Genomic DNA, 25,532 nt, shown 5'->3' on the forward strand with positions numbered 1-25,532 from the left:
TAATGCTCGCTTTACCCGAATCCCTTCCCGCCGTCCCCGTGAAAGTCTTCCGCGGCCTGCCCAACGCCGAGAGCCGGGCGCCCTGCGCGCTCACCATCGGCAATTTCGACGGTGTGCATCGCGGCCACCAGTCGCTGCTCGCGCGTGCGCGCGCGGCGGCGGACGCGCGCGGTCTGCCGCTGTGCGTGATGACTTTCGAGCCGCATCCGCGCGAGTTCTTCACGCCTGACAAGGCCCCCACCCGCATCGCACTGCTGCGCGACAAGCTGGAAAGCCTGCGCCGCAACGGCGTGGACCGCGTGGTGGTGGAACATTTCAACGCCCACTTTGCCGGCCAGTCGCCGCAGGAATTCGTCGAGAACGTGCTTTGGCACGGCCTGCATACCCGCTGGCTGCTGGTCGGGGACGATTTCCGCTTCGGCGCCAAACGCGCCGGCGACTTTGCCTACCTGCAGGAAGCCGGGCGCCGCTACGGGTTCGATGTCGAGCAGATGGGCTCGGTGTCCGAGGGCGGCATCCGCATCTCCAGCTCGGCGGTGCGCCAGGCGCTGGCCGAGGGCGACCTCGAGCACGCGCGACGCCTGCTCGGGCACGGCTACGCCATCAGCGGCCACGTGATCCACGGCCGCAAGCTGGGCCGCGACCTCGGCTTCCCGACGCTGAACCTGCGCATTTCGCACAAGCGGCCCGCCGTCAGCGGCATCTTCGTGGTGCAGGTGCACGGCATCGCCGACCAGCCGCTGCCCGGCGTGGCCAGCATCGGCGTGCGGCCGACCATCGAGGACGCCGGCCGGGTGCTGCTGGAAGTTCACCTGTTCGATTTCAATGAAAGCCTGTACGGCAAGCTGGTGCGGGTCGAATTCATGAAGAAGCTGCGCGACGAGGCGCGCTTCGACTCCCTCGACGAACTCACCGCCGCGATCGCCAAGGACAGCGCCGATGCGCGCGCCTTCTTCGGCCTGACGGCGCCCGGCGCCGCGGTGGAAGGCATCGGCAGCCGCGATTTCGCCACCTCGGCCACCGACCGAATTAGGTAGCGGCCGGCGCCCCGCACCCCGCTGCGCGGGCCCGGTTCGCACCCCGCCTGCCCCAGTCTTTACGCGCGCCCGCCGCCCAGCGCCGGCCGCGCGCCAACCGAATTGCCCTGAGAATCGAAATGTCTGACGACAAACGCGCCAAGCCCGAGAAGAACAAGTATCCCGTCAACCTGCTCGACACGCCCTTCCCGATGCGTGGCGACCTGCCCAAGCGCGAGCCGCAATGGGTCAAGCAGTGGCAAGACAAGCAGCTCTACAAAAAGATCCGCGCGGCGCGCAAGGGCGCGAAGAAGTTCGTGCTGCACGACGGCCCCCCCTACGCCAACGGCGATATCCATATCGGCCACGCCGTCAACAAGGTGCTCAAGGATATGATCATCAAGGCGCGCGGCCTGACCGGGCTGGACGCCGTCTACGTGCCGGGCTGGGACTGCCACGGCATGCCGATCGAGATCCAGATCGAAAAGAAGTTCGGCAAGGGCCTGCCGGTGCAGGAAGTCCAGGCCAAGGCACGCGCCTATGCCACCGAGCAGATCCAGCGGCAGAGGGTGGACTTCGAGCGCCTGGGCGTGCTCGGCGACTGGGACCACCCGTACCTGACCATGAACTACAGCAACGAGGCGGATGAGTTGCGCGCGCTCGGCAAGATCATGGAAAAGGGCTATGTGTTCCGCGGGCTGAAGCCGGTGAACTGGTGCTTCGACTGCGGCTCGGCGCTGGCCGAGGCCGAAGTCGAATACAAGGACAAGGTCGACCTGTCGATCGACGTGGGCTTCCCGTTCGCCGAGACCGACAAGCTGGCACACGCGTTCAAGGTGCCGGTCGAGCAGATCAACGCCAAGCCCGGCTGGATCGTGATCTGGACCACCACGCCGTGGACCATCCCGAGCAACCAGGCTCTGAACGTGCACCCCGAGGTGGAATACGCGCTGGTCGATACCCCGCGCGGCCACCTGATCCTGGCTACCGAACGCGTCGAAGAGCAGTTGAAGATCTACGGCCTCCAAGGCGAGGTGGTGGCCACCACCACCGGCGCGGCCCTGTCGGAAATCCGCTTCCACCATCCCCTGGCCAGGATGGAGTCGGGTTATGACCGCCTCTCCCCCATCTACCTGGGCGACTACGTCACCACCGACACCGGCTCGGGCATCGTGCACTCGGCGCCGGCCTATGGCGTGGAAGACTTCCAGTCGTGCAAGGCGCATGGCATGCCGGATTCGGACATCATCAGCCCGGTGATGGGCAACGGCGTCTACGCCGCCACGCTGCCGCTGTTTGGCGGACTGTCGATCTGGGACGCCAACCCCAAGATCGTCGAGACACTGCAGGCCTCGGGCAACCTTTTCAATTCGCACAAGTACACCCACAGCTACATGCACTGCTGGCGCCACAAGACGCCAATCATCTACCGCGCCACCTCGCAGTGGTTCGCGGGCATGGACGTGGATCCGGCGGAAGAAAACGGCAAGCCCGTTGCCACGCTGCGCGAGACCGCGCTGGCCGGCATCGACGCCACCGAGTTCTACCCGGCCTGGGGCAAGCAGCGCCTGCACAACATGATCGCCAACCGGCCGGACTGGACGCTGTCGCGCCAGCGCCAGTGGGGCGTGCCGATGGCATTTTTCGTGCACAAGGAAACCGGCGCGCTGCATCCGCGCACGCCTGAACTGCTGGAAGCGATCGCCAAGCGCGTCGAGCAACACGGCATCGAAGCCTGGCAGACGCTGGATCCGGTCGAGTTGCTGGGCGACGAGGCCAGCCAGTACGAGAAGAACCGCGACACGCTCGACGTCTGGTTCGATTCCGGCACCACGCACTGGACCGTAATCCGCGGCTCGCACCGCGACGACCTGTACGACCCGAGCGCCGACCAGCCCGACGGCCGCCTGGCCGACCTGTACCTGGAAGGCTCGGACCAGCACCGCGGCTGGTTCCACTCGTCGCTGCTGACCGCCTCGATGCTATATGGCAAGCCGCCCTACAAGGCGCTGCTGACGCACGGCTTCACCGTCGACGGCGAAGGCCGCAAGATGTCCAAGTCGATCGGCAATACCGTGTCGCCGCAGGACATCTCGAACAAGATGGGCGCGGAGATCATCCGCCTGTGGGTGGCGTCGACCGATTACTCCGGCGAGCTGTCGATCTCGGACGAGATCCTCAAGCGCGTGGTGGAAGGCTATCGCCGCATCCGCAATACGCTGCGCTTCCTGCTGTCCAACCTGTCCGACTACGACCATGGCAAGCACGCGCTGCCGGCCGCCGAGTGGCTGGAGATCGACCGCTACGCCGTGGCGCTGACCGCGCAGCTGCAGAAGGAAGTGCTGTCGCACTACGACGCATACGAATTCCACCCGGTGGTGGCCAAGCTGCAGACCTTCTGCTCCGAGGACCTGGGCGGCTTCTACCTCGACGTGCTGAAGGACCGCCTGTACACCACCGCGCCGGACTCCAAGGCCCGCCGCGCGGCGCAGAACGCGCTGTATCACATCACCCAGGCGATGCTGCACTGGATGGCGCCATTCCTGTCGTTTACCGCCGAGGAAGCGTGGCAGATCTTTGCCCATGGCACCGCGCACACCGACACTATCTTCACCAGCACCTACTACGCCGTGCCGGAAGTCGACGACGCCGACGACCTGCTGCAGAAATGGCATACGCTGCGCGAGGTGCGCGCCGAGGTCACCCGGCAGCTGGAAGCGGTGCGCGTGGAAGGCGAGATCGGCTCGTCGCTGCAGGCGGAGCTGACGATCCAGGCCGGCGGCCCGGTGCTGGACGCCCTGCAAAGCCTTGGCGACGACCTGCGCTTCGTGCTGCTGACCTCGTCGGCCAAGGTCGCGCCCGCGCCCGAGGCCGGCGACCTGCTGGTCACGGTGACGCCGTCGGCGCATGCCAAGTGCGAGCGCTGCTGGCACTACCGCGCCGACGTCGGCCACAACCCCGACCATCCCACTCTCTGCGGCCGCTGCAACAGCAACCTGTTCGGCGCCGGCGAACACAGGAGCCATGCCTGATGGCATCGACCACGTCCCGTTCGGCGCGCCCGGCGCGCCGCAACAACAAGGCCGCCCGCAGCACCACACCGCTGCTGTGGATGGCCTTTGCGCTGCTGGTGGTGCTGCTCGACCAGTTCTTCAAGATCGTGATCGTGCGCAGCTTCAGCTACGGCGAATCGCGCCCGGTGACCGGCTTCTTCAACCTGGTGCTGGTCTACAACAAGGGCGCGGCATTCAGCTTCCTGGCCGATGCCGGCGGCTGGCAGCGCTGGTTCTTCACCGGGCTGGGCGTGGTGGTGGGCGCGTTTATCGTCTGGCTGCTGTACCGCCATACCGGCCAGCGGCTGTTCTGCTTCGCCGTGTCGCTGATCCTGGGCGGCGCGGTGGGCAACGTGATCGACCGCGTGGTTTACGGCCACGTGATCGATTTCCTGGATTTCTATGTGCGCAATTACCATTGGCCGGCTTTCAACGTGGCCGACTGCGCCATCACGGTCGGCGCGGTGCTGCTGATCGTGGATGAGCTGCGGCGGGTGCGCAAGCACTGAGCGGCGCGCCGGTATCCCTTCCTTTCCCTCCCCAGCCAGGTTCCTCACCATGGATTTGCGCGGCAAGCACATCGTTCTCGGCCTGACCGGCGGCATCGCCTGCTACAAGTCGGCCGAGCTGGTCCGGCTGCTGACCAAGGCCGGCGCCACCGTGCAGGTGGCGATGACCGAGGCGGCGACGCACTTCATTACGCCGGTGACGATGCAGGCGCTGTCCGGCCGGCCGGTCTTCACGTCGCAGTGGGATGCCCGCATCGACAACAACATGGCGCATATCGACCTCTCGCGCGAGGCCGACGCCATCGTCATCGCTCCCGCCTCGACCGACTTTATGGCGCGCCTGGCCAACGGCCTGTGCGACGACCTGCTAAGCACGCTGTGCGTCGCGCGCGACTGCCCGCTGCTGGTGGCGCCGGCGATGAACCGGCAAATGTGGGCCGCCCCCGCCACCCAGCGTAACGCCGCGCAACTGCGCGCCGACGGCGTGGTGATCCTGGGCCCCGGCAGCGGCGACCAGGCCTGCGGCGAAGTCGGCGACGGCCGCATGCTGGAGCCCGAGGAGCTGCTCGACGACATCATCGCCTTCTTCCAGCCCAAGCCGCTTCAAGGCAAGCGCATGCTGATCACCGCCGGCCCGACCTTCGAGGCGATCGACCCGGTGCGCGGCATCACCAACTTGTCCTCAGGCAAGATGGGCTTCTCGATCGCGCGCGCCGCGCGCGAAGCGGGGGCCGAAGTACTGCTGGTGGTCGGCCCTACCGGCCTGCCAACCCCGCGCGGCGTGATGCGCACCGACGTGCGCAGTGCACAACAGATGCACGACGCGGTGATGGCACAGCTGGCCGGTGTGGATGTCTTTGTCGCCGTGGCCGCGGTGGCGGACTGGCGCCCTGCCGAGGTCGCGCAGCAGAAGCTGAAGAAGGCCAACGATACCGATACGCCGACACTGCAGTTCGTGCAGAACCCTGACATCCTGGCCGCGGTCGCGGCCCGCACCAATGCGCCCTACTGCGTCGGCTTTGCCGCCGAAAGCGAGAACCTGGAGCAGTACGGCGAGCAGAAGCGCCAGCGCAAGGGCGTGCCGCTGCTGGTGGGCAATATCGGCCACCACACGTTCGGGCTGGATGACAACGAGATCGTGCTGTTCGACGCCGCCGGCATGACGCGGCTGCCGCGCGCCGACAAGCTGTCGCTGGCACGGCAGTTGGTGGCGGCCATCGGCCAGCGCCTGCCCGGGCCCGCGCGCCCCTGATTGTTGAAACCAATTCTCCCGATACCGCTTATGACCCAGCCTCTGAACCCGACCGTCGAAATCAAGGTCCTCGATGCCCGCCTGAACGAATGGGGCTTGCCCGCCTACCAGAGCGAGATGGCTGCCGCGATCGACCTGCACGCCTGCGTCGACGCGCCCGTCGCGATCGCGCCGGGAACGGCCGCGCAGCTGGTGCCCGCCGGCATCGCCGTGCACATGGGCAATCCGTACATGGCCGCGACCATCGTGCCGCGCTCCGGACTGGGCCACAAGAAGGGCCTGGTGCTGGGCAATTCCATCGGTGTCATCGATGCCGACTACCAGGGCCAGATCATGGTCAGCGTCTGGAACCGCAACGCACCGGGCACCGAGCCGATCGTGATCCAGCCGGGCGAGCGCATTGCGCAGATGATGTTCGTGCCGGTGCTGCGGCCGGTATTCTCGACGGTTGAAGCATTCAGCCAGGACAGCGAACGCGGCGCGGGCGGCTTTGGCTCGACCGGCGTGCATCACGCCAAGGCCAGCGCCTGATCGGCTGTCTGCCTCGGCATCAAGCACTGGCGCCCCGCGGGGCGCCAGTTTGCATTTCAGCCCCGCTGCTCGAACAGCAAGGCCACGCCGCTGGCGGCATCGGCCGGCACCAGCGTCTCGCGGGGGCCCAGGTCGTAGCTCGGCACACCCTGCTCGCGCCAGCCGGCGCGCGCCGCCGCCAGGTCATCGGTGCGCAGCCGGATCGCCGCATAGCCCGGACCTTCGCGTCGGATATGCGCGGTGCCGGTAGCCGACGCCAGCGCCTGCGGCGTGCTGAGGACCAGCGTGGCATCGTCCAGCGCCAGGCTGCTGACATGTTCGCTCAACTGCGTCAGTTCGCCGCCGGTCAATTCCGCATAGGCGCGCGCGGCGGCGTCGACCAGGGCCGGGGCCACCACCAGGAACATGGTTGCAATGCTCTGCGCGCCGTTGGCATGGCGCGTCCATTCGGGTCGCCACAGCAGCTCCGGGGTGCGGTGTTCGCAGACGAAGTAGCGCGCGCCCGGGGCGTCGTCGAGCGCGGTCACGCGGAATGTGGCCGGATGCTCGCTGCCATCGTCCAGGCGCACCGGGCGCGAAAACTCGATCGGGTCCGAGGTATGCCAGCCGGCCGCGCGCAACCGCGCCGCGGTGGCAAAGGCATCGGCGCTCTTGCACGACATCGCCGCACAGCCGCCGCCGCGCGCCTGGGTGTCCCAGTAATACTGCCGGCTGGGATTGGGCGCGGTCACGTGCAACAACTCGAGGTAGTCCCGCTGCAGCATGATGCAGTGGTTCTGCGAGCCCAGCGTGTGGTAGCCACGCGGCGTCAGTGTAAAGCCGAGCCGCTGCCAGGCCTGCGCCCCGGCATCGAGGTCGGGGCACACCACCACGGCGTGGTCGAACATTTCTGCTTGCGTTGCCATTGGCATCCCCCCGGTACCACGGCGCGCGGCGGCGCCGGACTGGCTCATTCGAACTGGATATTGGCCTTGCGCGCCACCGCCTGCCATTTGTCATGCTCGCGGCGCACCAGGTTGCCGAGTTCGGCGGGGCTGCCGCCGACGATTTCGAAGCCTTGCGCGGCCAGCGCCTCGACCACGCGCGGCTGGCGCAGCGATTCGACCAGCGCGTCATGGATGCGCGCAACCGTCGCCGCCGGCAGGTCGGCCGGACCGAACACGCCGATCCACGAATACGCCTCGAAACCCTTGATGCCCTGCTCGGCCACCGTGGGCACCTGCGGCAGCTGGCGCAGGCGGCTGGTGCCGGTCACGCCCAGCACCTTGATCGTGCGCGCGGCCACGTGCGCCTGCACCGCGGCGTAGCTGCTGAAGAAGATATCGACCTCATTGGACAGCACTGCCTGCACAGCCGGACCGCCGCCCTTGTAGGGCACGTGCAGCATATGCACGCCGGCCTCGGTGGCCAGCGCCTCGGCCGCGAGCTGGTTCAGGCTGCCAATGCCCGACGACGCAAAACGCACGCCGTCGTGCCTCGCCTTGGCCAGCACCACCAGCTCACGCAGGTTCGACGCCGGCAGCGCCGGGTTGGCCGCGATCACCAGCGGAAAGCGCACCAGCTGCGAGATTGGCGTGAAATCGCGGAAGGTGTCGTAGGGCAGCTGCTTGTAGGCAAACGGGTTGATCGCATGCGTGTCGAACGCCATCAGCAGCGTATTGCCGTCGGGTCGGGCGCGCGCCACGCTGCTCGAGGCGATCAGCCCGCCGGCGCCGGGCTTGTTGTCCACCACCACGGTCTGCCCCAACGCCGCCTTCAGTGCGGGCTGCAGCTGGCGCGCGACAATGTCAACGCTGCCACCCGGCGGGAACGGCAGCACCAGCGCGATCGGGCGATTGCCCGCCGCGCCATCGGCGGCACCCGCGGCGGCGGCATGGAGCAGCGGGCCCGGCAAGGCGCCCAACGGCAGGATCTTGAGCAGCAGGCGGCGGCGCCGCGTGCGTTCGGCAGAGGACATCAGGGTTTTCAGGTGAGGCGTTCAGGCGGCCGGGACAAAAGAAACAGGGCGGCCGTCCGGCCGCCCTGCTATTTTGCCCGATGATCGACCCCGTTGCAGGCAACGCGGCCGATCATCGCTCAGGCTTCTGCGCGCTGTTCTTCGGGGGCCTCGGGCGGTTCGGGCTCGATCTCGGAGAAATCGAGCTTGATCTGGTCTTGTTCGTCCAGATCGACCACCACCTTGCCGCCGGAGACCAGGCGGCCGAACAGCAGCTCGTCGGCCAGCGCCTTGCGGATCAAGTCCTGGATCAGACGCTGCATCGGACGCGCCCCCATCAGCGGATCGAAGCCCTTGTGCGCCAGGAACTTGCGCAGCTTCTCGCTGAAGCTGGCTTCCACCTTCTTCTCGTGCAGTTGCTCTTCGAGCTGCATCAGGAACTTGTCGACCACGCGCAGGATGATTTCCTCGTCGAGCGAGCGGAAGCTGATGGTGGCATCCAGCCGGTTGCGGAACTCCGGCGTGAACATGCGCTTGATGTCAGCCATCTCGTCGCCCTGCTCGCGTGAGCTGGTGAAGCCGATGGTGGCGCGGTTCATGGTCTCCGCTCCCGCATTGGTGGTCATGATGATGATCACGTTGCGGAAGTCGGCGCGCCGGCCGTTGTTGTCGGTCAGCGAACCATGGTCCATCACCTGCAGCAGGATATTGAAGATATCCGGATGCGCTTTCTCGATTTCATCCAGCAGCAGCACGCAGTGCGGCTTCTTGGTGACAGCCTCGGTCAGCAGGCCGCCCTGGTCAAAGCCGACGTATCCCGGCGGCGCGCCGATCAGGCGGCTCACCGCGTGGCGTTCCATGTATTCCGACATGTCGAAGCGCAGCAGCTCGATGCCCATGATGAAGGCCAGCTGCTTGGCGACCTCGGTCTTGCCCACGCCGGTGGGGCCCGAGAACAGGAACGAGCCGATCGGCTTGTCGGTCTTGCCGAGGCCCGCGCGCGACATCTTGATCGCCGAGGCCAGCGCCTCGATTGCCGGGTCCTGGCCGAACACCACCGACTTCAGGTCGCGTTCCAGCGTCTGCAGCTTGCTGCGGTCGTCCTGGTTGACGCTCTGCGGCGGAATGCGCGCGATGCGCGAGACGATGTCCTCGATCTCGCCCTTGCCGATGGTCTTCTTCTGCTTGGACTTCGGCAGGATGCGCTGCGCCGCGCCGGCTTCGTCGATCACGTCGATCGCCTTGTCCGGCAGGTGGCGGTCGGTGATGAAGCGCGCGGACAGCTCGGCCGCGGCGGTCAGCGCCGACGATGCGTACTTGACGCCGTGGTGCTCCTCGAAGCGCGACTTCAGCCCGCGCAGGATCTGCACGGTCTGGTCCACCGACGGCTCGACCACGTCGATCTTCTGGAAGCGCCGCGACAGCGCCGCGTCCTTCTCGAAGATGCCGCGGTATTCCGTGAAGGTGGTCGCGCCGATGCACTTGAGCTGGCCCGACGACAACGCCGGCTTGAGCAGGTTGCTGGCGTCCAGCGTCCCGCCCGAGGCGGCGCCCGCGCCGATCAGCGTGTGGATCTCGTCGATGAACAGGATCGCGTTCGGATTGTCCTTGAGCGACTTCAACACGCCCTTCAGGCGCTGCTCGAAATCACCGCGGTACTTGGTGCCGGCCAGCAGCGCGCCCATGTCGAGCGAGTAGACGGTGGCCTTTTCCAGGATGTCCGGGACTTCGTTCTTGGTGATGCGCCAGGCCAGGCCCTCGGCGATGGCGGTCTTGCCGACGCCGGCTTCGCCCACCAGCAGCGGGTTGTTCTTGCGCCGGCGGCACAGCACCTGGACCACGCGCTCGACTTCGCTCTCGCGGCCGATCAGCGGATCGATCTTGCCGGCCTTGGCCAGCGTGTTCAGGTTCTGCGTGTATTGCTCGAGCGGGCTTTCCTTGCCATCGCCGCCCTCGCCCTCGCCGGCCGCATCGCCATGCTTGGCGGGCTCGGACTGGTCCTTGCGGATGCCGTGGCTGATGAAATTGACCACGTCCAGGCGCGTCACGCCCTGCTGCTGCAGGTAATAAACGGCGTGCGAATCCTTCTCGCCGAAAATCGCGACCAGCACGTTGGCACCGGTGACTTCCTTCTTGCCGTTGGAAGTCGACTGGACGTGCATGATGGCGCGCTGGATCACGCGCTGGAAACCCAGTGTGGGCTGGGTATCGACCTCGTCGGTACCCGGCACCACCGGCGTGTTGTCCGCGATGAAGTTCTTAAGGCTGGTGCGCAGGTCCTCAATATTGGCCGCGCAGGCGCGCAAGACTTCAGCTGCCGTGGGATTGTCGAGCAATGCCAGCAGCAGATGCTCCACGGTAATGAACTCGTGGCGTGCCTGCCTGGCTTCGACAAAAGCCATATGCAGGCTCACTTCCAATTCTTGCGCAATCATGCTTCCTCCATCACGCACTGCAGGGGGTGCCCCGCCTGCCGCGCGTGCGTTGACACCAGCTCGACCTTAGTCGCCGCGATATCCCTGGTGTAGATACCGCAGACGCCCTTTCCTTCCCGGTGCACGGTGAGCATGATCTGCGTCGCCGTTTCCCGGTCCCTGCTGAAATACTGCTGCAGGATCATCACGACAAACTCCATCGGAGTGTAGTCGTCGTTCAGCAGCACCACCTTGAACATGGCAGGCGGTTTCAGCGCCTGCTCTTTCCGCTCCAGGATGGTGCCTGCTTCGCGTTGTGGGACATTCGCAAGCCGTGTAGCCATGGCTTTATTCTAACCCTTACTCGCAACTCTGCAATTTGGGGAAAAGGCGGTGGATTCAAGAGTCCGGCCACCGGTTTTCCGTGGTGAATGGGAGCGGATGGTCCCGCGGAAGGCCTTGCAAGGCACGTCGCGGCACCGGCCCAAAAGCCGGGCCGCCGGCCGCCAATTCCTGGCAACGGTAACACCGGGCGCCGTCCTGTTCCTGCCACACCCTTCTGGCAGTGGGGAATCCGCCAGCTTGACAGGGTCCGGCTTTGCCAGAAAAATCGGTCGCACACCCACCGAAGGCCAACGAGCCAAAGCAACAGCCAAGGCGGGTGATCCGTGAGCAGGGAGGCCCACGGCCCGCGGCGGCGAGTCAGCACTCAGACTGGCCGCCGCACGATAGCACCTCGCCGCGCGTCATCGCCGGCCGCATTTCAGCACGCGGCCAGCCATGGCGCCGCAGTCCGTGCCGTCCGGCTAGCAAGCTTCCCCGCTTGAAAAATCTGCTATTTCGTTGGGGGAGTATATGGCAAGCGGTATCGTCAAATGGTTCAATGACGCCAAGGGATTCGGGTTCATCAAGCCGGACGAGGGTGAAGAAGAACTGTTTGCGCACTTTTCGGCTATCCAGATGGCGGGCTTCAAGACGCTGAAGGAAGGCCAGCGCGTCTCGTTCGAGGTGGTCCAGGGCCCGAAGGGCAAGCAAGCCACCAATATCCAGGACGCCAGCTAAAGCGCGCCGCGACCGCATCCCCGGCCGCAGAGCCACCGGAGCGGTCAACAGGGTGTGGGGGATTCCCCCGGGACGGGAACCGATGCCAGCGCCCCGCTGGCCGCCAAGGCGGCGCAGCGGGCACCGGCTCGCATCAGCTGCACGCATACCCGATGGAAAGCCCGGCCTGGCGCCGGGCTTTCTGGTTTTTGGCCAGGCTTCCGGCCATCGTGCGCCCGCGTCGCGGACGGTTCATGCCCAGCCGTCGATTTTCAGGCCGCTGGCCTGTTCGGCCTCTTCCTTGGTGACCTTGCGCACAGTTTGGCCGAAGGTCCAGACATGGCCTTCCAGGTCGCGGGCAGTGTAGGTCCGGTCGCCATAGAACTCGTCCTGCGGCTCGCGCAGGATCACGGCGCCGGCGGCCCGGGCGCGCGCGCAATGCTGGTCGAGTCCGTCCGGCACATGCACATGCACGGTCTGTGTATTCTTGCCCCCGATCGATGCCGGGCTGGCGGTAAAGTCGGCCCACTCGCTGCCGACCATCAGGTAGCTGTCGCCGAAACGCATTTCGGAATGCACCAACTGTCCTTGCTGGTCGCGGATCACCATGACCCGCTCGAACCCGAACGCCCGCTCCAGCCAGTCCAGCGCCGCTAGCGGATCCTTGTAGAAGAGTGCCGCGCCAAAGGCGGTGCGGCGGAAGGGATCGTCCATGCCAGTCTCCCCGGGCGGGATGCCCGTCGAACCCTGACGTTCTAGCCAACGCCGCGGCAGCCGGCAAGAAAAAACCCCGGTGCCGGGTGTCCGGTACCGGGGCTCTGCTGACAGTTCGCCCGCTGCAGCGGGAGTCTGCGCTTACATATTGTCGATCATCACCTGACCGAAGCCCGAGCATGAGACCTGGGTCGCGCCTTCCAGCAGGCGGGCGAAATCATAGGTGACCTTTTTGGACAGGATCGACTTCTCCATCGAAGCAATGATCAGGTCGGCGGCCTCGGTCCAGCCCATGTGGCGCAGCATCATTTCAGCCGACAGGATTTCCGAACCGGGGTTGACATAATCCTTGCCGGCGTACTTCGGCGCGGTGCCGTGGGTGGCCTCGAACATGGCCACCGAGTCCGACATGTTGGCGCCCGGCGCGATGCCGATGCCGCCAACCTGCGCCGCCAGCGCGTCCGAAACGTAGTCGCCATTCAGGTTCAGCGTGGCGATCACCGAGTATTCGGCCGGGCGCAGCAGGATCTGCTGCAGGAAGGCATCGGCGATGGCGTCCTTGACCACGATGTCCTTGCCGGTCTTCGGGTTCTTGAACTTGCACCACGGGCCGCCATCGACCAGTTCGGCGCCGAATTCCTTCTGCGCCAGCTCATAGCCCCAGTCGCGGAAGCCACCTTCGGTGAACTTCATGATGTTGCCCTTGTGCACCAGCGTCACCGACGGCTTGTCGTTGTCGATCGCGTACTGGATCGCCTTGCGCACCAGCCGCTCGGTGCCCTCGCGTGACACCGGCTTGACGCCGATGCCCGAGGTGGCCGGGAAGCGGATCTTCTTCACGCCCATCTCGTCCTGCAGGAACTTGATGAGTTTTTTCGCCTGCTCGCTTTCCGCGGCCCATTCGATGCCGGCGTAGATGTCTTCCGAGTTCTCGCGGAAGATCACCATATCGGTCTTTTCCGGCTCGCGCACTGGCGAGGGCACGCCCTTGAAGTAGCGTACCGGGCGCAGGCAGACATAGAGATCCAGTTGCTGGCGCAGCGCCACGTTGAGCGAGCGAATGCCGCCGCCGACCGGCGTGGTCAGCGGACCCTTGATCGACACCACGTATTCCTTCAGCACGTCCAGGGTTTCATCCGGCAGCCATACGTCCGGGCCGTAGACCTTGGTCGACTTTTCGCCGGCGTAGATCTCCATCCAGGCAATCTTGCGCTTGCCGCCGTAGGCCTTGGCCACGGCTGCATCGACCACCTTGATCATCACCGGCGTAATGTCGAGGCCCGTACCGTCGCCTTCGATGTAAGGAATGATCGGATTGTCCGGGACATTCAGCGAAAAGTCCTGGTTGACCGTGATCTTTTCGCCTGCCGGAACCTTGATGTGTTGGTACATGACGTCTCCAGTACGGAACGGTTGGGACTGCCGCCGGCTCGTGGCCGGGCAGCGAGATTCGGGGAGATGGCGCTGTGCATTGTAGCGGGCCGGGATGCCCGTCCATACTGCCTTGCATCATGCCGGCGCCACGCCTGATCGTGTTCAGTCTTATATAAGACACAAGACTAATTTTATATTATGCAGCAATTTTTCATCATCCGCCAATCGGGCCGGACCCCGATCCAGCCGGCAACCAGCGCCCCGCTGCGGCATACTTGCGCCCCATGACCCTGATTGCCCTGAACAAGCCGTTTGGCACCATGAGCCAGTTCTCGGAACACCCGACGCGGCCGACCTTGTCGTCGTGCGTGTCCGTGCCGGGCGTCTATCCGGCCGGGCGGCTCGATGCCGACAGCGAGGGGCTGCTGCTGCTGACCGACGATGGCGCGCTGCAGGCACGCATCGCCGACCCGCGCCACAAGCTGGAAAAAACCTATCTCGCGCAGGTCGAAGGCGTTCCCGATGCCGGCGCCCTGGCCCGCTTGCGCGCCGGCGTGGACCTGGGCGATTACGTGACCCGGCCGGCTGCGGTACGCGCCATCGACGCCCCGGACTGGCTGTGGCCCCGCCACCCGCCGGTGCGCTTCCGCGCCGCCATCCCGACGGCATGGCTGGAGCTGAAGATCCGCGAGGGCAAGAACCGCCAAGTGCGCCGCATGACAGCAGCAGTCGGATTCCCGACGCTGCGGCTGGTCCGCGTGGCAGTCGGTCCGCTGGACCTGCGCACCCTCGGGCTGGGGCCGGGGGAAAGCTGCGAGGTGCCCCTCGCCGCAGCGGGGCTTGCGCCGATGATGTCCGTCGGCCGCCAGGCAGGGCTTAGCCCTTATGTCTCGAAGAACAGACAGGCGAACGGAATCAAGCGGCGCTTACGTTACAAAACTTAACGAATGTCGCGTCAACGCAGGCAGCAGCGACACCGTTCTTATCGGGGACACGTCCATCCACGCGTCACAACTTTCCGACTGTTCTTATCCTTCGAGGTAATACGCCATGAAAAAACTGATCGCTGCCCTGGTTGTTGGCCTGTTTGCCACCGGCGCCTTCGCCCAGGCCGCGGCGCCTGCCGCTGCCGACCCCGCAGCGCCCGCGGCTACCAAGCAAGCCCCGAAGAAGACCACCAAGAAAAAGGTCAGCCACAAGAAGCACACCAAGAAGAAGGAAGCCGCTCCTGCCGCCACCCCGGCCGCTTAACCGGCGCGGATGTCCCCGCCGGCCCTGTGCCGGCACTAGAAGAAGGCAGGCCGCCATACCGGCGCCTGCCTTTTTTGTTGCGCGCCGATGGTTGCATGCTGATTTCGCCCCGCGTGACCGTCGCGCGGGCAACGTGCGTTATGCTTGCGGCTGCCCACGCCGTGCCATCCCTGACAGACCATCATGCCCTTGCCGCTGAAAAGCCTGACCTCAAGCTGCTGCTTACTGGTTGCCGCACTGTCGGCAGCAGTTGCCAACGCACAAGGCGCAATGCCCGTGGTGCCGCTGACAGCCGGCATGTATGCGATCCAGGCCGAGGTGGCTGCAACGCCCGCCGCGCGCGAGCAAGGCCTGATGTATCGGAAATCGATGGCGCCCAATGCCGGCATGCTCTTTGTGTTCGAGCAGAAGGCGGGTCATTGCTTCTGGATGCGCAATACCGAACTGCCGCTGTCGATCGCGTTCCTCGCTGACGACGGCACCATCGTCAATATCGAAGACATGGCGCCGCGCACCGAGAGCAACCATTGCCCGAAGACGGTGATCCGCTATGCGCTGGAAATGAACCAGGGATGGTTTGCGCAGAAAGGCATCAAGGCCGGCGCGAAAATCGGGGGTTTGCCGCAGCCGCGCTGAACGGCGGCTGCAGGGCGCCGGCAGGCAAGCCGGCGCGGGCAACACTAGTCGCGGAAGTTGTTGAAGTCCAGCGGTGCCTCGGACACATCCTTGCGCAGCAGGGCGATCACGTTCTGCAGGTCGTCGCGCTTGGTGCCCGAGACGCGCACCGCGTCGCCCTGGATGCTGGCCTGCACCTTGATCTTGCTGTCCTTGATCATGCGCACGATCTTCTTGGAGAGATCGCCGGTCACGCCCTTCTTGATGGTGATCACCTGCTTGACCTTGTCGCCGCTGATCTTGTCGATCTTGCCGTAATCCAGGAAACGCACGTCCACGTTGCGCTTGGCCATCTTGCTGATCAGCACATCCTTGACCTGGTCCAGCTTGAAATTATCGTCGGCAAAGGCGGTCAACTCGTTTTCCTTGTGCTCGACCCGCGCGTCCGAGCCCTTGAAATCGAAGCGCGTTGAGATTTCCTTGTTGGCCTGCTCGACGGCGTTCTTCACCTCGACCATATTCGCTTCGCACACTACGTCAAACGACGGCATTGCATTCTCCTTGTGATCCGTATGCCCGGAAGCCGGCCGCGCACGGCGCCTTCCGTATAATCCAGCCTACCTCGCAGTTCCGGCTTGCCTGCGCACCAGCGGCGGCCGCGTCACCTTTCCCTTGCATGGCAGATTTCCACGAATTCTATCCCCTGCGTCGCCACAATACATTCGGATTCGATGCGCGCGCGCGCTTTGCGGTGCCTGTGCGCAGCGAGGCCGACCTGAGCGCCGCCCTGGCTGACCCGCGCGCCGAAGGCCTGCCGCTGGTGGTGCTGGGCGGCGGCAGCAATGTCGTGCTGACCGGCGACCTCGACGCACTGGTGCTCCTGATGGAAATCCCCGGCTACCAGGCCGAAGCCACCAGCGACGGCGGCGATGCCTGGCTGGTCACCGCCGGTGCGGGCGAAAACTGGAACGCGCTGGTCAACCGCACCATCGCCGACGGCATGCCGGGCCTGGAAAACCTGGCGCTGATCCCGGGCACCGCCGGCGCGGCACCGATTCAGAACATCGGCGCCTATGGGGTGGAACTGCGCGAGCGCTTTGCCGGCGTGCGCGCCTATGATCGGCAGGCCGGCCGCTTCGTCTGGCTGGATCTGCCAGCCTGCGACTTCGCCTATCGCGACAGCCTGTTCAAGCGCTCGGGCGCCGGGCGCTACATCATTACCGCGGTCACGCTGCGCCTGCCCAAGGCATGGCAACCGGTGCTGTCCTACGGCGAACTGGCGCGGGAACTGGACGGCCAGGCGGCGCCGACCGCGGCCACGATCCGCGACGCCGTGGTGGCGATCCGCTCGCGCAAGCTGCCCGATCCGGCGCAGCTGGGTAACGCCGGCAGCTTCTTCAAGAATCCGCTGGTGAGCGCGACCCAGCGCGAAGCTCTGCTGCAAGCCCATCCGGATCTGGTCAGCTATGCGCAGCCGGACGGCACATACAAGCTGGCGGCGGGCTGGCTGATCGACCGCTGCGGTTTCAAAGGCCTGACCGACGGGCCGGTGGGCGTCTATGGCAAGCAGGCACTGGTGCTGGTGCACCACGGCGGGGGCACCGGCGCGATGCTGCTGGCGCTGGCCAACCGCATCGCCGATACCGTGCAGGCGCGCTACGGCGTGCGCATCGAGCCCGAGCCGGTGGTGCTGTAAGTCTGACGGGCCAGCCTGGCTGGCCCGGCCGCGTCTGTCACGCGAAGTGGCAGACGTAGTCCAGCGTCTCCAGCACCTCGATGTCGAAGCTGCTGTTGCCCGGCACGTTGAACTGCTGGCCGGCGCCGTAGGTCTGCCAGTCTTCCGCGCCGGCCAGGCGCACGCGGCAGCTGCCGGCATTGATTTCCATGATTTCCGGCGCGCCGGTGTTGAAGGTCAGCGCCGCCGGGAAAATCACGCCCAGCGTCTTGCGGGTGCCGTCCGGGAACAGCACGGTGTGGCTCACGCACTTGCCGTCGAAATACAGGTTGGCTTTCTTGACGACCGATACGTTGTCGAACTGGCTCACTTCCATCTCCTTCACTGTCTTGAATCAGACGTAAAAAGAGGGGCCGTGGCGGCCCCTCCTCTGTCCACTCCGCGCTGGCTCAGTAGCGGCCGCAGAGCAGGTATTCCATCAGCGCCTTCTGCACGTGCAGGCGGTTTTCCGCCTCGTCCCAGACCACGCTCTTGGGGCCATCGATCACCGCGGCCTCGACTTCCTCGCCGCGGTGCGCCGGCAGGCAATGCATGAAGAGCGCGTCGGCCTCGGCGCGGTCCATCATCGCGGTGGTGACCATCCAGTCCTTGAAGGCGCGCTTGCGGGCGTCGTTCTCGGCCTCGAAGCCCATGCTGGTCCACACGTCGGTGGTGACCAGGCTGGCGCCCTGGCAGGCCGCCAGCGGGTCGTCGAAGACCTTGACCAGGCTGGCGGCGGACGCCGGGACCATGGCCGGATCCAGCTGGTAGCCAGGCGGCGCCGAGAAATGGAAGGTGAAGCCCAGGCGCTCGGCGGCCTGGATCCAGGTGTACGCCATGTTGTTGGCGTCGCCGATCCATGCGACGGTCTTGCCGCGGATGCTGCCGCGCTGCTCGATATAGGTGAAGACGTCGGCCAGCACCTGGCACGGGTGGTATTCATTGGTCAGGCCGTTGATCACCGGCACGCGCGAATGCGCGGCGAAGCGATCGATGATCTCCTGGCCGAAGGTGCGGATCATGATGATGTCGACCATGCGCGAGATCACCTGTGCCGCATCCTCGATCGGCTCGCCGCGGCCCAGCTGCGAGTCACGCGTGTTGAGGAACACCGCATGGCCGCCCAGCTGGTGGATGCCGGCTTCGAACGACAAGCGCGTACGCGTGGAATTCTTCTCGAAGATCATGGCCAGCGTGCGGTCGTGCAGCGGGTGCCAGGTCTCGTAGTTCTTGAACTTGGCCTTCAGGATCCGCGCGCGGTCCAGCAGGTACTCGTACTCTTCGGGAGTGAAGTCGCTGAACTGGAGGTAATGCTTGATCGGGGTTGAGCTCATAAAACAAAGAAGGCGGCTCGGTGGGGACGCGCCATCACGAACTGTGACCTACTGTTCATGACCCAAGCGCGTCGCGGAGCCGCCTTTTCGCGTCGCATACGCAATTTAACTGCAAGGATCATAAGGGATTATTTCTGCTTTGGCGAGCCCGGATCAACCCGGCCGCGGCTTCCCGCACGGTTGCGCTGACAGCTTCCTGACAGGATTTCGCCCTTATGCGCAACTCTTATATAAGATATAATACTGGCTGATTCACGCGGGGCCCGGCATACCCATGCCAGTGCCCGCCGCCGGCATCAAAAGTGCCCCTGCAGGACACCGACGCCCCGCCTTCCGGCTGGAACCCGCGCGAACCAATCGCGTCCCGGCCGCGTCAAACGGGCGCCCGGTCCAGCGGGCTTACCGTCGAGTCATCCGCCTCACCCGCAGTGTCCAGCCTCATGAACCCCAACGTTCGCGAATACTTTATCCAAGGCATTACCAAGGAAGGCAAGACCTTCCGCCCGAGCGACTGGGCTGAACGACTGTGCGGCGTGATGGCGCAGTTCCGCCCCGAAGGCGACAGCGGCGATCCGCGCCTGACCTACTCGCCTTATGTGCGGCCGATCTTTGCGGGCAACGTCAAATGCGTGGTGGTGGACGTGCGCTTGCGCGACATCGAACCCAAGGCGCTGGACTTCGTGCTGAACTTTGCCCGCGACAACAACCTCCAGCTGGTGGAAGCCTGCTCGCTCGAATAAGCCCGGCGGCACGGCGCCGGAAAAGCAAAAAAGCTCGTCGGATGACGAGCTTTTTTGTTGGCGCATGCGCCGGTGCTGGGCCGCCTGGGGCGGCCCGGGCAGCTATCAGGCAGCCATCGACTTGATGGCAGCCGACAGGCGCGACTTGTGACGCGCAGCCTTGTTCTTGTGCACGATCTTCTTGTCGGCGATGCTGTCGATCACGGCTTGCGAGTTCTTGAAGATCTCGGCGGCAGCGGCCTTGTCGCCAGCGTCGATAGCCTTGCGGACGGCCTTGACGGCGGTGCGCAGACGCGAACGCAGGCTGGAGTTGTGAGCGTTCTGGGCAACGGCCTGGCGGGCGCGCTTGCGAGCTTGTGCGGAATTTGCCATGTAAAAATATCCTGAATTCAGATGCGTGCCGCGGGGGACACAACAATTAAGTCATATCGAGCGACCCGGGATGCACTGACACACGAATCCGGAACGCAACTGTCCTTGTGAATCGGCGATTATACACAGATGCCGCCGCACAAGGCAAGACGCCAGGGACTTTGCCGGCGCAGGGGCCGGGCTCAGGGGGCGATCCGTATAATATGCGCCACATTGTGCCGGAGGCACGTGGCGCGCCGGCAACTTTATTGGCCAGGCCGCGTCTCAGCGACTCCCGGCCCACAGTGCCTCGGCACCGATCCACCGTCCCGCACACCCGTCCGCATCTTGAACCTGCTCAAAGCGCTCGCCACCATCAGCAGCCTGACGATGCTCTCACGCGTCACTGGCCTGGTGCGCGAGATCCTGATCGCCCGCGCCTTTGGCGCGTCGGACATGACCGACGCATTCAACGTGGCCTTCCGCATCCCCAACCTGCTGCGCCGCATCTTTGGCGAAGGCGCGTTCTCGCAAGCCTTCGTGCCGATCCTGGGCGAGTACCACACCAAGCGCGGCGACGCGCCGACCAAGGCGCTGGTCGACGCCGTCGCCACGGTGATGACATGGGTGCTGATGGGCGTGTCGCTGCTGGGCGTGATCGGCGCCCCGCTGGTGATGACGGTGGTCGCCACAGGTTTCCGCGGCCAGGCCGATACCTATGCCGCGGCGGTGTTCATGACGCGGGTGATGTTCCCGTATATCGGCCTGATCTCGCTGGTGGCACTGGCGTCCGGCATCCTCAATACGTGGCGCAAGTTCGCGGTGCCGGCCTTCACGCCGGTGCTGCTCAACCTGTGCCTGATCGTGGCGGCGCTCTTCGTTGGTCCCCATATGGACCAGCCGATCTACGCGCAGGCGTGGGGGGTGCTGGTCGGCGGCGTGCTGCAATTGGCGATCCAGGTGCCGGCACTGCGGCGCCTGGGGGTAATGCCGCGCATCCGCTTCAACCTGCGCGCGGCGTGGTCGGATCCGGGCGTGCGCCGCATCCTGCGCCAGATGGGGCCGGCGCTGCTGGCCGTGTCGGTGGCGCAGGTCAGCCAGATCATCAATACCAATATCGCCTCGCGGCTTGCGGCGGGCAGTGTGTCGTACCTGACCTATGCCGACCGGCTGATGGAATTCCCCACCGCGCTGCTGGGCGTCGCGCTGGGGACGATTTTGCTGCCGAGCCTGTCCAAGGCCAACGCCTCGGGCGACCATGCCGAGTACTCGAGCCTGCTCGACTGGGGCCTGCGCCTGACCTTCCTGCTGGCCGTGCCCTGCGCGGTGGGGCTGTTCGTGTTTGGCGCGCCGCTGACCGCGGTGCTGTTCAACTACGGCAAGTTCGACGCCCATGCGGTCGAGATGACGCGCCAGGCGCTGGTCTCGTACGGCGTGGGCCTGATGGGACTGATTTCGATCAAGATCTTGGCGCCGGGCTTCTATGCGCGCCAGGATATCCGCACGCCGGTCAAGATCGCGCTGCTGGTCCTGGTGATCACGCAGGCTTGCAACTATGCGTTCGTGCCCTGGCTCGGCCATGCGGGGCTGGCGCTGTCGATCAGCGCGGGCGCCACCCTCAATGCCCTGCTGCTGTTCTTCGGCCTGCGCCGCCGAGGCCTGTACCGTCCCGCGCCGGGCTGGTGGCTGTTCCTGGCGCAGCTGAGCGCATCGGTCCTGCTGCTGTCCGGCATGCTGCTCTGGTTCGCGCGCAACTTCGACTGGATCGGGCTGGGCGCGACGCCGCTGCTGCGCATCGCACTGCTGGCTTCGTGCCTGGTACTTGCAGCGGTGGTCTACTTCGGTACACTGTGGCTCATGGGACTGCGCTACTCTGCCTTCAGGCGCCGGGCCGGCTGATGGGCCTGCGGAATGCGCCAACGCCGGCTGAATGGCCGGCAATGGTGACCCCCGCTGCGCACGGTGCCGGCGGCTGCACCGGGAAACCGACATGACATCCACCAAAGTCCTGGATTATTTCGCCAGCCTCGTGGCCGACGAAAACGGCATCCCGCTGACCGAGACCGCGCTGTCCGTCGCGCAGGATGCCTACCCCGATTTGGACCTGCAGGGCGAACTGGCGGCGCTGGACGTGCTGGCGTTGCGCCTGAAGCGCAGGATCGCCGAAGGCACCCCCGCGATCCAGCGGCTGCGGCTGCTGAACCATTTCTTCTTTCGCGATCTCGGCTTCGGCGCGAACGCCAACGACTACTACGACCCCGACAACTCCTACCTGAACGTGGTGCTGCGCCAGCGCCGCGGCATCCCGATCTCGCTGGCGGTGCTACACATGGAGCTGGGCCAGCAGATCGGCCTGCCGCTCAAGGGGGTGTCGTTCCCTAACCATTTCCTGCTGCGGATGACGATCCCGGCCGGGGAAGTGATACTGGACCCGCTCACCGGCGAGACCCTGTCGAAGGAACAGCTGCAGGAAATGCTGGACCCATACCTGGAGCGCGAGGGCATCAGCGACGCCAGCCAGGTGCCGCTGGGCCTGTTCCTGCGCGCGGCGAGCCACCGCGAGATCATCGCGCGCATGCTGCGCAACCTGAAGGCGATCTATCTGCAGGAGTCGCGCTGGCAGCGGCTGCTGGCAGTGCAGAACCGGCTGGTGATCCTGCTGCCGGGGTCGATCGAAGAAGTGCGCGACCGCGGCCTGGCTTATGCCAACCTGGAGTGCTTCCGCCCCGCGCTGGCTGACCTGGAAGCCTATGTCCAGGCGCGCCCCGACGCCGCCGATATCGGCCAGATCCGCGAACGCATGCCGGCGCTGCGGATGATGAGCCGCAGCCTCAGCTGAGGCGGCTCAATTGAGCCGCCTCAGCGCTCCACCCGCGTGGGACGGCGGCGGTTGCCGCGCACCAGTTTCCACAGGCCGCCCAGCACCAGCGGCACCACGGCCGCGCCGATGCCGGCCAGCACGATCAGGTTCAGGTACTGGCGGATGAACGGCAGGTTGCCGAAGAAGTAGCCGGCAAAGACCAGGCCAACCACCCAGGCCACGGCGCCGACCACGTTGAACATCTGGAAGCGCGCGAAGGTCATTTGCGACACCCCGGCCACGAACGGCGCGAAGGTGCGCACGATCGGCACGAAGCGCGCCATCACCAGCGTCTTGCCGCCGTGCCGCTCATAGAAGTCATGGGTGCGGCGCAACGCATCCTGGTCCAGGAAGCGCCACTGGTGGTCGAATACCTTGGGCCCGATCCAGCTTCCCACCAGGTAGTTGACGGTATTGCCGGAGATGGCCGCCACCAGCAGCAGGCCGATCAGTGCCCATTCATTCATGGCCCCGGTCGCGCAGAAGGCGCCCGCGATAAACAGCAGCGAGTCGCCCGGTAGGAACGGCAGGACCACCAGCCCGGTCTCGGCGAAAACAATCAGGAACAGGATGGCATAGACCCAGTGGCCGTACTGGTCGATGACCGTGCCGAGGTATTTGTCGACATGCACCAGCATGTCGATGAGCTGCAAAGCGAGATCCAAGTCTTTCCCCGTGTGGTGTATTGACTGTTTCGTTTCCATGCGGCGCCGGTGTCCCAGCCACGCCGCCATGGCCTGAATCATACAAGAGCGGCCGCGCCTTTCCCTCACCTGGGCAACCCGTCTGCGTGGGGGAACGTCCACGTATAATCGGCGGATGCCAGCCTCTCCTTCCAGCACCGCCTTGCGCACCACCCAGCAACCGCGCCCGATCCGGCCCCTGCCGGACCAGCTCATCAGCCAGATCGCCGCGGGCGAAGTGGTGGAACGGCCGGCGTCGGTGGTCAAGGAACTGCTGGAAAACGCGCTCGATGCCGGCGCCACGCAGCTTGGCATCCGGCTCGAGGAAGGCGGCGTGCGGCGCATTGTCATCACCGACAACGGCTGCGGGATTCCTGCCGCCGAACTGCCGGTGGCGCTGATGCGGCACGCCACCAGCAAGATCGCATCGCTCGACGAACTCGAATCGGTGCTGACGCTGGGCTTCCGCGGCGAGGCCCTGGCCTCGATCGCTTCAGTATCGCAGCTGTCGCTGACCAGCCGCACCGCGGCCGATGCGCATGCGACTCAGGTCAGCGCCGATTCGGGTACGGTGCAGCCGGCTTCCGGCGGCGTCGGCACCACCGTCGACGTGCAGCACCTCTACTTCAACACGCCGGCGCGCAGAAAGTTCCTCAAAACGGAACAAACCGAGCTGGGCCACTGCCTGGAAATGGTCCGGCGGGTGGCGCTGGCACGGCCGGACGTGACCGTCTCGGTGCACCATAACGGCAAGCCGCTGGAGCACTGGAATGCCGGCGACGTCGCGACCCGTACGGCGCAGGTGCTGGGCACCGACTTCGCCCGGGCCCGGCTGGCGCTGGACGAGCACGCCGACACCCTGAGCCTGTATGGCTTTGCCGGGCTGCCCACCGCCTCGCGCGGACGGCCGGACCAGCAGTACTTCTTTGTCAACGGCCGTTTCGTGCGCGACAAGCTGCTCAACCATGCGGTGCGCAGCGCTTACCAGGACGTGTTGCACGGGGACCGCTTCCCGTCCTATGTGCTGTGCCTGGACCTGCCGCCGGAGATGGTCGACGTCAACGTCCACCCGTCCAAGATCGAGGTACGTTTCCGCGAATCTCGCGCGGTGCACCAGTTTGTCTACCATGCGGTGCAGCGCTGCCTGGCGCGCCAGGCCGGCGCCAACGGCGACAGCCTGCATACCGATGCCGACGGCGTGATCACGCTGCCGCCCGGCGCCGCGCCGACAGCCGGCGCAACCGGGCCGGCCGCCGGCGGCGCGGGCCAATGGATCAACTATTCGGCGGCACGGCAGACCGAACTGGGCATTGCCCAGCCGCGCCAGGCGTACCTGGGCATGGTGCGCGAAGCCACGGCACCGGCGCCACGCCCGTACGGCACGCAGGGGACGGCTTCCGGCGGTTGGACCGGCGCGTCGGCGCAACCGCCGGCATGGCTGGCCGACGCCCAGGCCGCGCGCGCCGGGGATCCGCCCGGCCTGCTGGACCGGCTGCCGCCGGTTGCGGCAATTGCCGATGCCGAACCCCAAGCCGGCGCTGCCGACGAACACCCGCTCGGCTATGCCATCGCCCAATTGCACGGCATCTACGTGCTGGCGCAGAACGCGCGCGGACTGGTGCTGGTCGACATGCATGCGGCGCACGAGCGCATCCTCTATGAGCAGATCAAGGCCGGACTCGACGCGCGCGACCTGGCCGTGCAGCCGCTGCTGATCCCCGTCACGCTGCCCGCCAGCCCGGTCGAGATCGGCGTCGCCGAAGAACACCAGGAGACGCTGACGCTGCTGGGCTTCGATATCGCCCCGGTGTCGCCGACCACGCTGGCGGTGCGGGCGGTGCCGGTGCTGCTGCAGCAGGCAGACGCCGAGGCGCTGGCGCGTGACGTGCTGCGCGACCTGCATGCCTACGGCGGCTCGCGCGTGCTGGCCGAGCGCCGCAACGAACTGCTCGCCACCCTGGCCTGCCATAGCGCGGTGCGCGCCAACCGCAAGCTCACCGTCGAGGAAATGAACGCGCTGTTGCGCCAGATGGAGCACACCGAGCGCGCCGACCAGTGCAACCACGGCCGGCCCACCTGGGTGCAGCTGAGCGTGGCCGAGCTCGACCGGCTGTTCCTGCGCGGGCAATAAGCCGCGCGCCTCC

General features: G+C 65.9%; 26 protein-coding genes. 14 read left to right on the forward strand and 12 right to left on the reverse strand.

Annotated elements, in window-relative coordinates; translation table 11 throughout:
• Positions 1–38 precede the first annotated feature (38 nt).
• The 5 genes from E5S69_RS16935 to dut all read left to right on the forward strand — a co-directional run bounded on the left by E5S69_RS16935 (position 39) and on the right by dut (position 6,361).
• Positions 39–1,037 carry a bifunctional riboflavin kinase/FAD synthetase gene (locus E5S69_RS16935; RefSeq protein ID WP_171515813.1) on the forward strand — a complete coding sequence of 333 codons (999 nt, stop codon included), beginning with the start codon at positions 39–41 and terminating at the stop codon, positions 1,035–1,037.
• A gap of 119 nt (positions 1,038–1,156) precedes the next feature.
• The gene (gene ileS / locus E5S69_RS16940) at positions 1,157–4,048 is read left to right on the forward strand and encodes an isoleucine--tRNA ligase (protein WP_171515814.1); all 2,892 of its coding nucleotides are present in this window, start codon (positions 1,157–1,159) and stop codon (positions 4,046–4,048) included.
• Positions 4,048–4,578, forward strand: coding sequence for a signal peptidase II (lspA, locus tag E5S69_RS16945; RefSeq protein WP_171515815.1), 531 nt, complete (start codon positions 4,048–4,050; stop codon positions 4,576–4,578). The genes ileS and lspA overlap by 1 nt, the downstream gene beginning before the upstream one ends.
• A 49-nt stretch (positions 4,579–4,627) precedes the next feature.
• Complete coding sequence (gene coaBC, locus E5S69_RS16950) at positions 4,628–5,830, forward strand: bifunctional phosphopantothenoylcysteine decarboxylase/phosphopantothenate--cysteine ligase CoaBC (protein WP_171515816.1); 1,203 nt, start codon at positions 4,628–4,630, stop codon at positions 5,828–5,830.
• 30 nt (positions 5,831–5,860) lie between these two features.
• The gene (gene dut, locus E5S69_RS16955) at positions 5,861–6,361 is read left to right on the forward strand and encodes a dUTP diphosphatase (RefSeq protein ID WP_171515817.1); all 501 of its coding nucleotides are present in this window, start codon (positions 5,861–5,863) and stop codon (positions 6,359–6,361) included.
• A 56-nt stretch (positions 6,362–6,417) separates the two neighbouring features.
• Here the strand turns inward: dut and E5S69_RS16960 are convergent, their stop codons facing one another.
• From E5S69_RS16960 to clpS, 4 genes are all read right to left on the reverse strand, one after another.
• Positions 6,418–7,266, reverse strand: coding sequence for a VOC family protein (locus tag E5S69_RS16960; protein ID WP_171515818.1), 849 nt, complete (start codon positions 7,264–7,266; stop codon positions 6,418–6,420).
• Between the two features lie 44 nt (positions 7,267–7,310).
• Entirely contained in the window at positions 7,311–8,318 is a 1,008-nt protein-coding gene (locus tag E5S69_RS16965; RefSeq protein WP_171515819.1) for a tripartite tricarboxylate transporter substrate binding protein, read from the reverse strand.
• 119 nt (positions 8,319–8,437) lie between these two features.
• A complete protein-coding gene (gene clpA, locus E5S69_RS16970) occupies positions 8,438–10,732 on the reverse strand; it encodes an ATP-dependent Clp protease ATP-binding subunit ClpA (protein ID WP_171515820.1) in 2,295 nt (764 codons plus the stop codon).
• A complete protein-coding gene (gene clpS, locus E5S69_RS16975) occupies positions 10,729–11,055 on the reverse strand; it encodes an ATP-dependent Clp protease adapter ClpS (protein WP_010814998.1) in 327 nt (108 codons plus the stop codon). Before clpS ends, clpA begins: the two co-directional genes overlap by 4 nt.
• A 511-nt stretch (positions 11,056–11,566) precedes the next feature.
• Between clpS and E5S69_RS16980 the strand changes: the two genes are divergently transcribed.
• On the forward strand, positions 11,567–11,773 hold the full coding sequence (locus E5S69_RS16980; RefSeq protein WP_012353757.1) for a cold-shock protein: 207 nt from the start codon (positions 11,567–11,569) through the stop codon (positions 11,771–11,773).
• Positions 11,774–12,004: 231 nt separating this feature from the next.
• On the opposite strand, the gene E5S69_RS16985 is transcribed toward E5S69_RS16980, so the two are convergent.
• The gene (locus E5S69_RS16985; protein WP_171515821.1) at positions 12,005–12,466 is read right to left on the reverse strand and encodes a VOC family protein; all 462 of its coding nucleotides are present in this window, start codon (positions 12,464–12,466) and stop codon (positions 12,005–12,007) included.
• A 141-nt stretch (positions 12,467–12,607) separates the two neighbouring features.
• Positions 12,608–13,858, reverse strand: coding sequence for an NADP-dependent isocitrate dehydrogenase (gene icd / locus E5S69_RS16990; protein WP_171515822.1), 1,251 nt, complete (start codon positions 13,856–13,858; stop codon positions 12,608–12,610).
• Between the two features lie 266 nt (positions 13,859–14,124).
• Here icd and E5S69_RS16995 point away from each other — a divergent pair, with 266 nt between their 5' ends.
• Both E5S69_RS16995 and E5S69_RS17000 read left to right on the forward strand, forming a co-directional pair.
• The gene (locus tag E5S69_RS16995) at positions 14,125–14,784 is read left to right on the forward strand and encodes a pseudouridine synthase (protein ID WP_171515823.1); all 660 of its coding nucleotides are present in this window, start codon (positions 14,125–14,127) and stop codon (positions 14,782–14,784) included.
• A 106-nt stretch (positions 14,785–14,890) separates the two neighbouring features.
• Positions 14,891–15,091, forward strand: coding sequence for a hypothetical protein (locus E5S69_RS17000; protein ID WP_171515824.1), 201 nt, complete (start codon positions 14,891–14,893; stop codon positions 15,089–15,091).
• Positions 15,092–15,126: 35 nt separating this feature from the next.
• Here the strand turns inward: E5S69_RS17000 and E5S69_RS17005 are convergent, their stop codons facing one another.
• The gene (locus E5S69_RS17005) at positions 15,127–15,390 is read right to left on the reverse strand and encodes a hypothetical protein (protein WP_171515666.1); all 264 of its coding nucleotides are present in this window, start codon (positions 15,388–15,390) and stop codon (positions 15,127–15,129) included.
• Between E5S69_RS17005 and E5S69_RS17010 the strand changes: the two genes are divergently transcribed.
• Positions 15,275–15,727 carry a DUF192 domain-containing protein gene (locus E5S69_RS17010; RefSeq protein WP_171515825.1) on the forward strand — a complete coding sequence of 151 codons (453 nt, stop codon included), beginning with the start codon at positions 15,275–15,277 and terminating at the stop codon, positions 15,725–15,727. The two genes, E5S69_RS17005 and E5S69_RS17010, sit on opposite strands and share 116 nt — an antisense overlap.
• A 44-nt stretch (positions 15,728–15,771) precedes the next feature.
• Here E5S69_RS17010 and E5S69_RS17015 read toward each other — a convergent pair whose 3' ends face one another.
• Positions 15,772–16,257: a YajQ family cyclic di-GMP-binding protein gene (locus E5S69_RS17015; RefSeq protein WP_171515826.1), complete on the reverse strand. Its 486-nt coding sequence runs from the start codon at positions 16,255–16,257 to the stop codon at positions 15,772–15,774.
• A 125-nt stretch (positions 16,258–16,382) separates the two neighbouring features.
• Here E5S69_RS17015 and murB point away from each other — a divergent pair, with 125 nt between their 5' ends.
• Complete coding sequence (gene murB, locus E5S69_RS17020) at positions 16,383–17,402, forward strand: UDP-N-acetylmuramate dehydrogenase (RefSeq protein ID WP_171515827.1); 1,020 nt, start codon at positions 16,383–16,385, stop codon at positions 17,400–17,402.
• A gap of 37 nt (positions 17,403–17,439) precedes the next feature.
• Here the strand turns inward: murB and E5S69_RS17025 are convergent, their stop codons facing one another.
• Positions 17,440–17,751: a pyrimidine/purine nucleoside phosphorylase gene (locus E5S69_RS17025; RefSeq protein WP_171515828.1), complete on the reverse strand. Its 312-nt coding sequence runs from the start codon at positions 17,749–17,751 to the stop codon at positions 17,440–17,442.
• Between the two features lie 79 nt (positions 17,752–17,830).
• Positions 17,831–18,754 carry an ornithine carbamoyltransferase gene (gene argF, locus E5S69_RS17030; protein ID WP_171515829.1) on the reverse strand — a complete coding sequence of 308 codons (924 nt, stop codon included), beginning with the start codon at positions 18,752–18,754 and terminating at the stop codon, positions 17,831–17,833.
• 440 nt (positions 18,755–19,194) lie between these two features.
• Between argF and E5S69_RS17035 the strand changes: the two genes are divergently transcribed.
• Positions 19,195–19,494: a DUF3579 domain-containing protein gene (locus tag E5S69_RS17035; protein WP_012353767.1), complete on the forward strand. Its 300-nt coding sequence runs from the start codon at positions 19,195–19,197 to the stop codon at positions 19,492–19,494.
• A gap of 105 nt (positions 19,495–19,599) precedes the next feature.
• On the opposite strand, the gene rpsT is transcribed toward E5S69_RS17035, so the two are convergent.
• Positions 19,600–19,866 carry a 30S ribosomal protein S20 gene (gene rpsT / locus E5S69_RS17040; protein ID WP_010815010.1) on the reverse strand — a complete coding sequence of 89 codons (267 nt, stop codon included), beginning with the start codon at positions 19,864–19,866 and terminating at the stop codon, positions 19,600–19,602.
• Positions 19,867–20,193: 327 nt separating this feature from the next.
• Here rpsT and murJ point away from each other — a divergent pair, with 327 nt between their 5' ends.
• Together murJ and E5S69_RS17050 are read left to right on the forward strand one after the other, a co-directional pair.
• Positions 20,194–21,744, forward strand: coding sequence for a murein biosynthesis integral membrane protein MurJ (gene murJ, locus E5S69_RS17045; protein WP_171515830.1), 1,551 nt, complete (start codon positions 20,194–20,196; stop codon positions 21,742–21,744).
• 91 nt (positions 21,745–21,835) lie between these two features.
• Positions 21,836–22,684 (forward strand): SirB1 family protein, encoded by an 849-nt coding sequence (locus E5S69_RS17050; protein ID WP_171515831.1) that lies wholly within the window; start codon positions 21,836–21,838, stop codon positions 22,682–22,684.
• Positions 22,685–22,704: 20 nt separating this feature from the next.
• Here the strand turns inward: E5S69_RS17050 and E5S69_RS17055 are convergent, their stop codons facing one another.
• Entirely contained in the window at positions 22,705–23,358 is a 654-nt protein-coding gene (locus E5S69_RS17055) for a VTT domain-containing protein (protein WP_035821236.1), read from the reverse strand.
• A 166-nt stretch (positions 23,359–23,524) separates the two neighbouring features.
• Here E5S69_RS17055 and mutL point away from each other — a divergent pair, with 166 nt between their 5' ends.
• A complete protein-coding gene (gene mutL, locus E5S69_RS17060) occupies positions 23,525–25,519 on the forward strand; it encodes a DNA mismatch repair endonuclease MutL (protein WP_171515832.1) in 1,995 nt (664 codons plus the stop codon).
• The last annotated feature ends 13 nt before the right edge of the window (positions 25,520–25,532 follow it).

Origin of the sequence: Cupriavidus necator, from assembly GCF_013141915.1 — a bacterium.
Lineage (GTDB): Bacteria > Pseudomonadota > Gammaproteobacteria > Burkholderiales > Burkholderiaceae > Cupriavidus > Cupriavidus necator_B.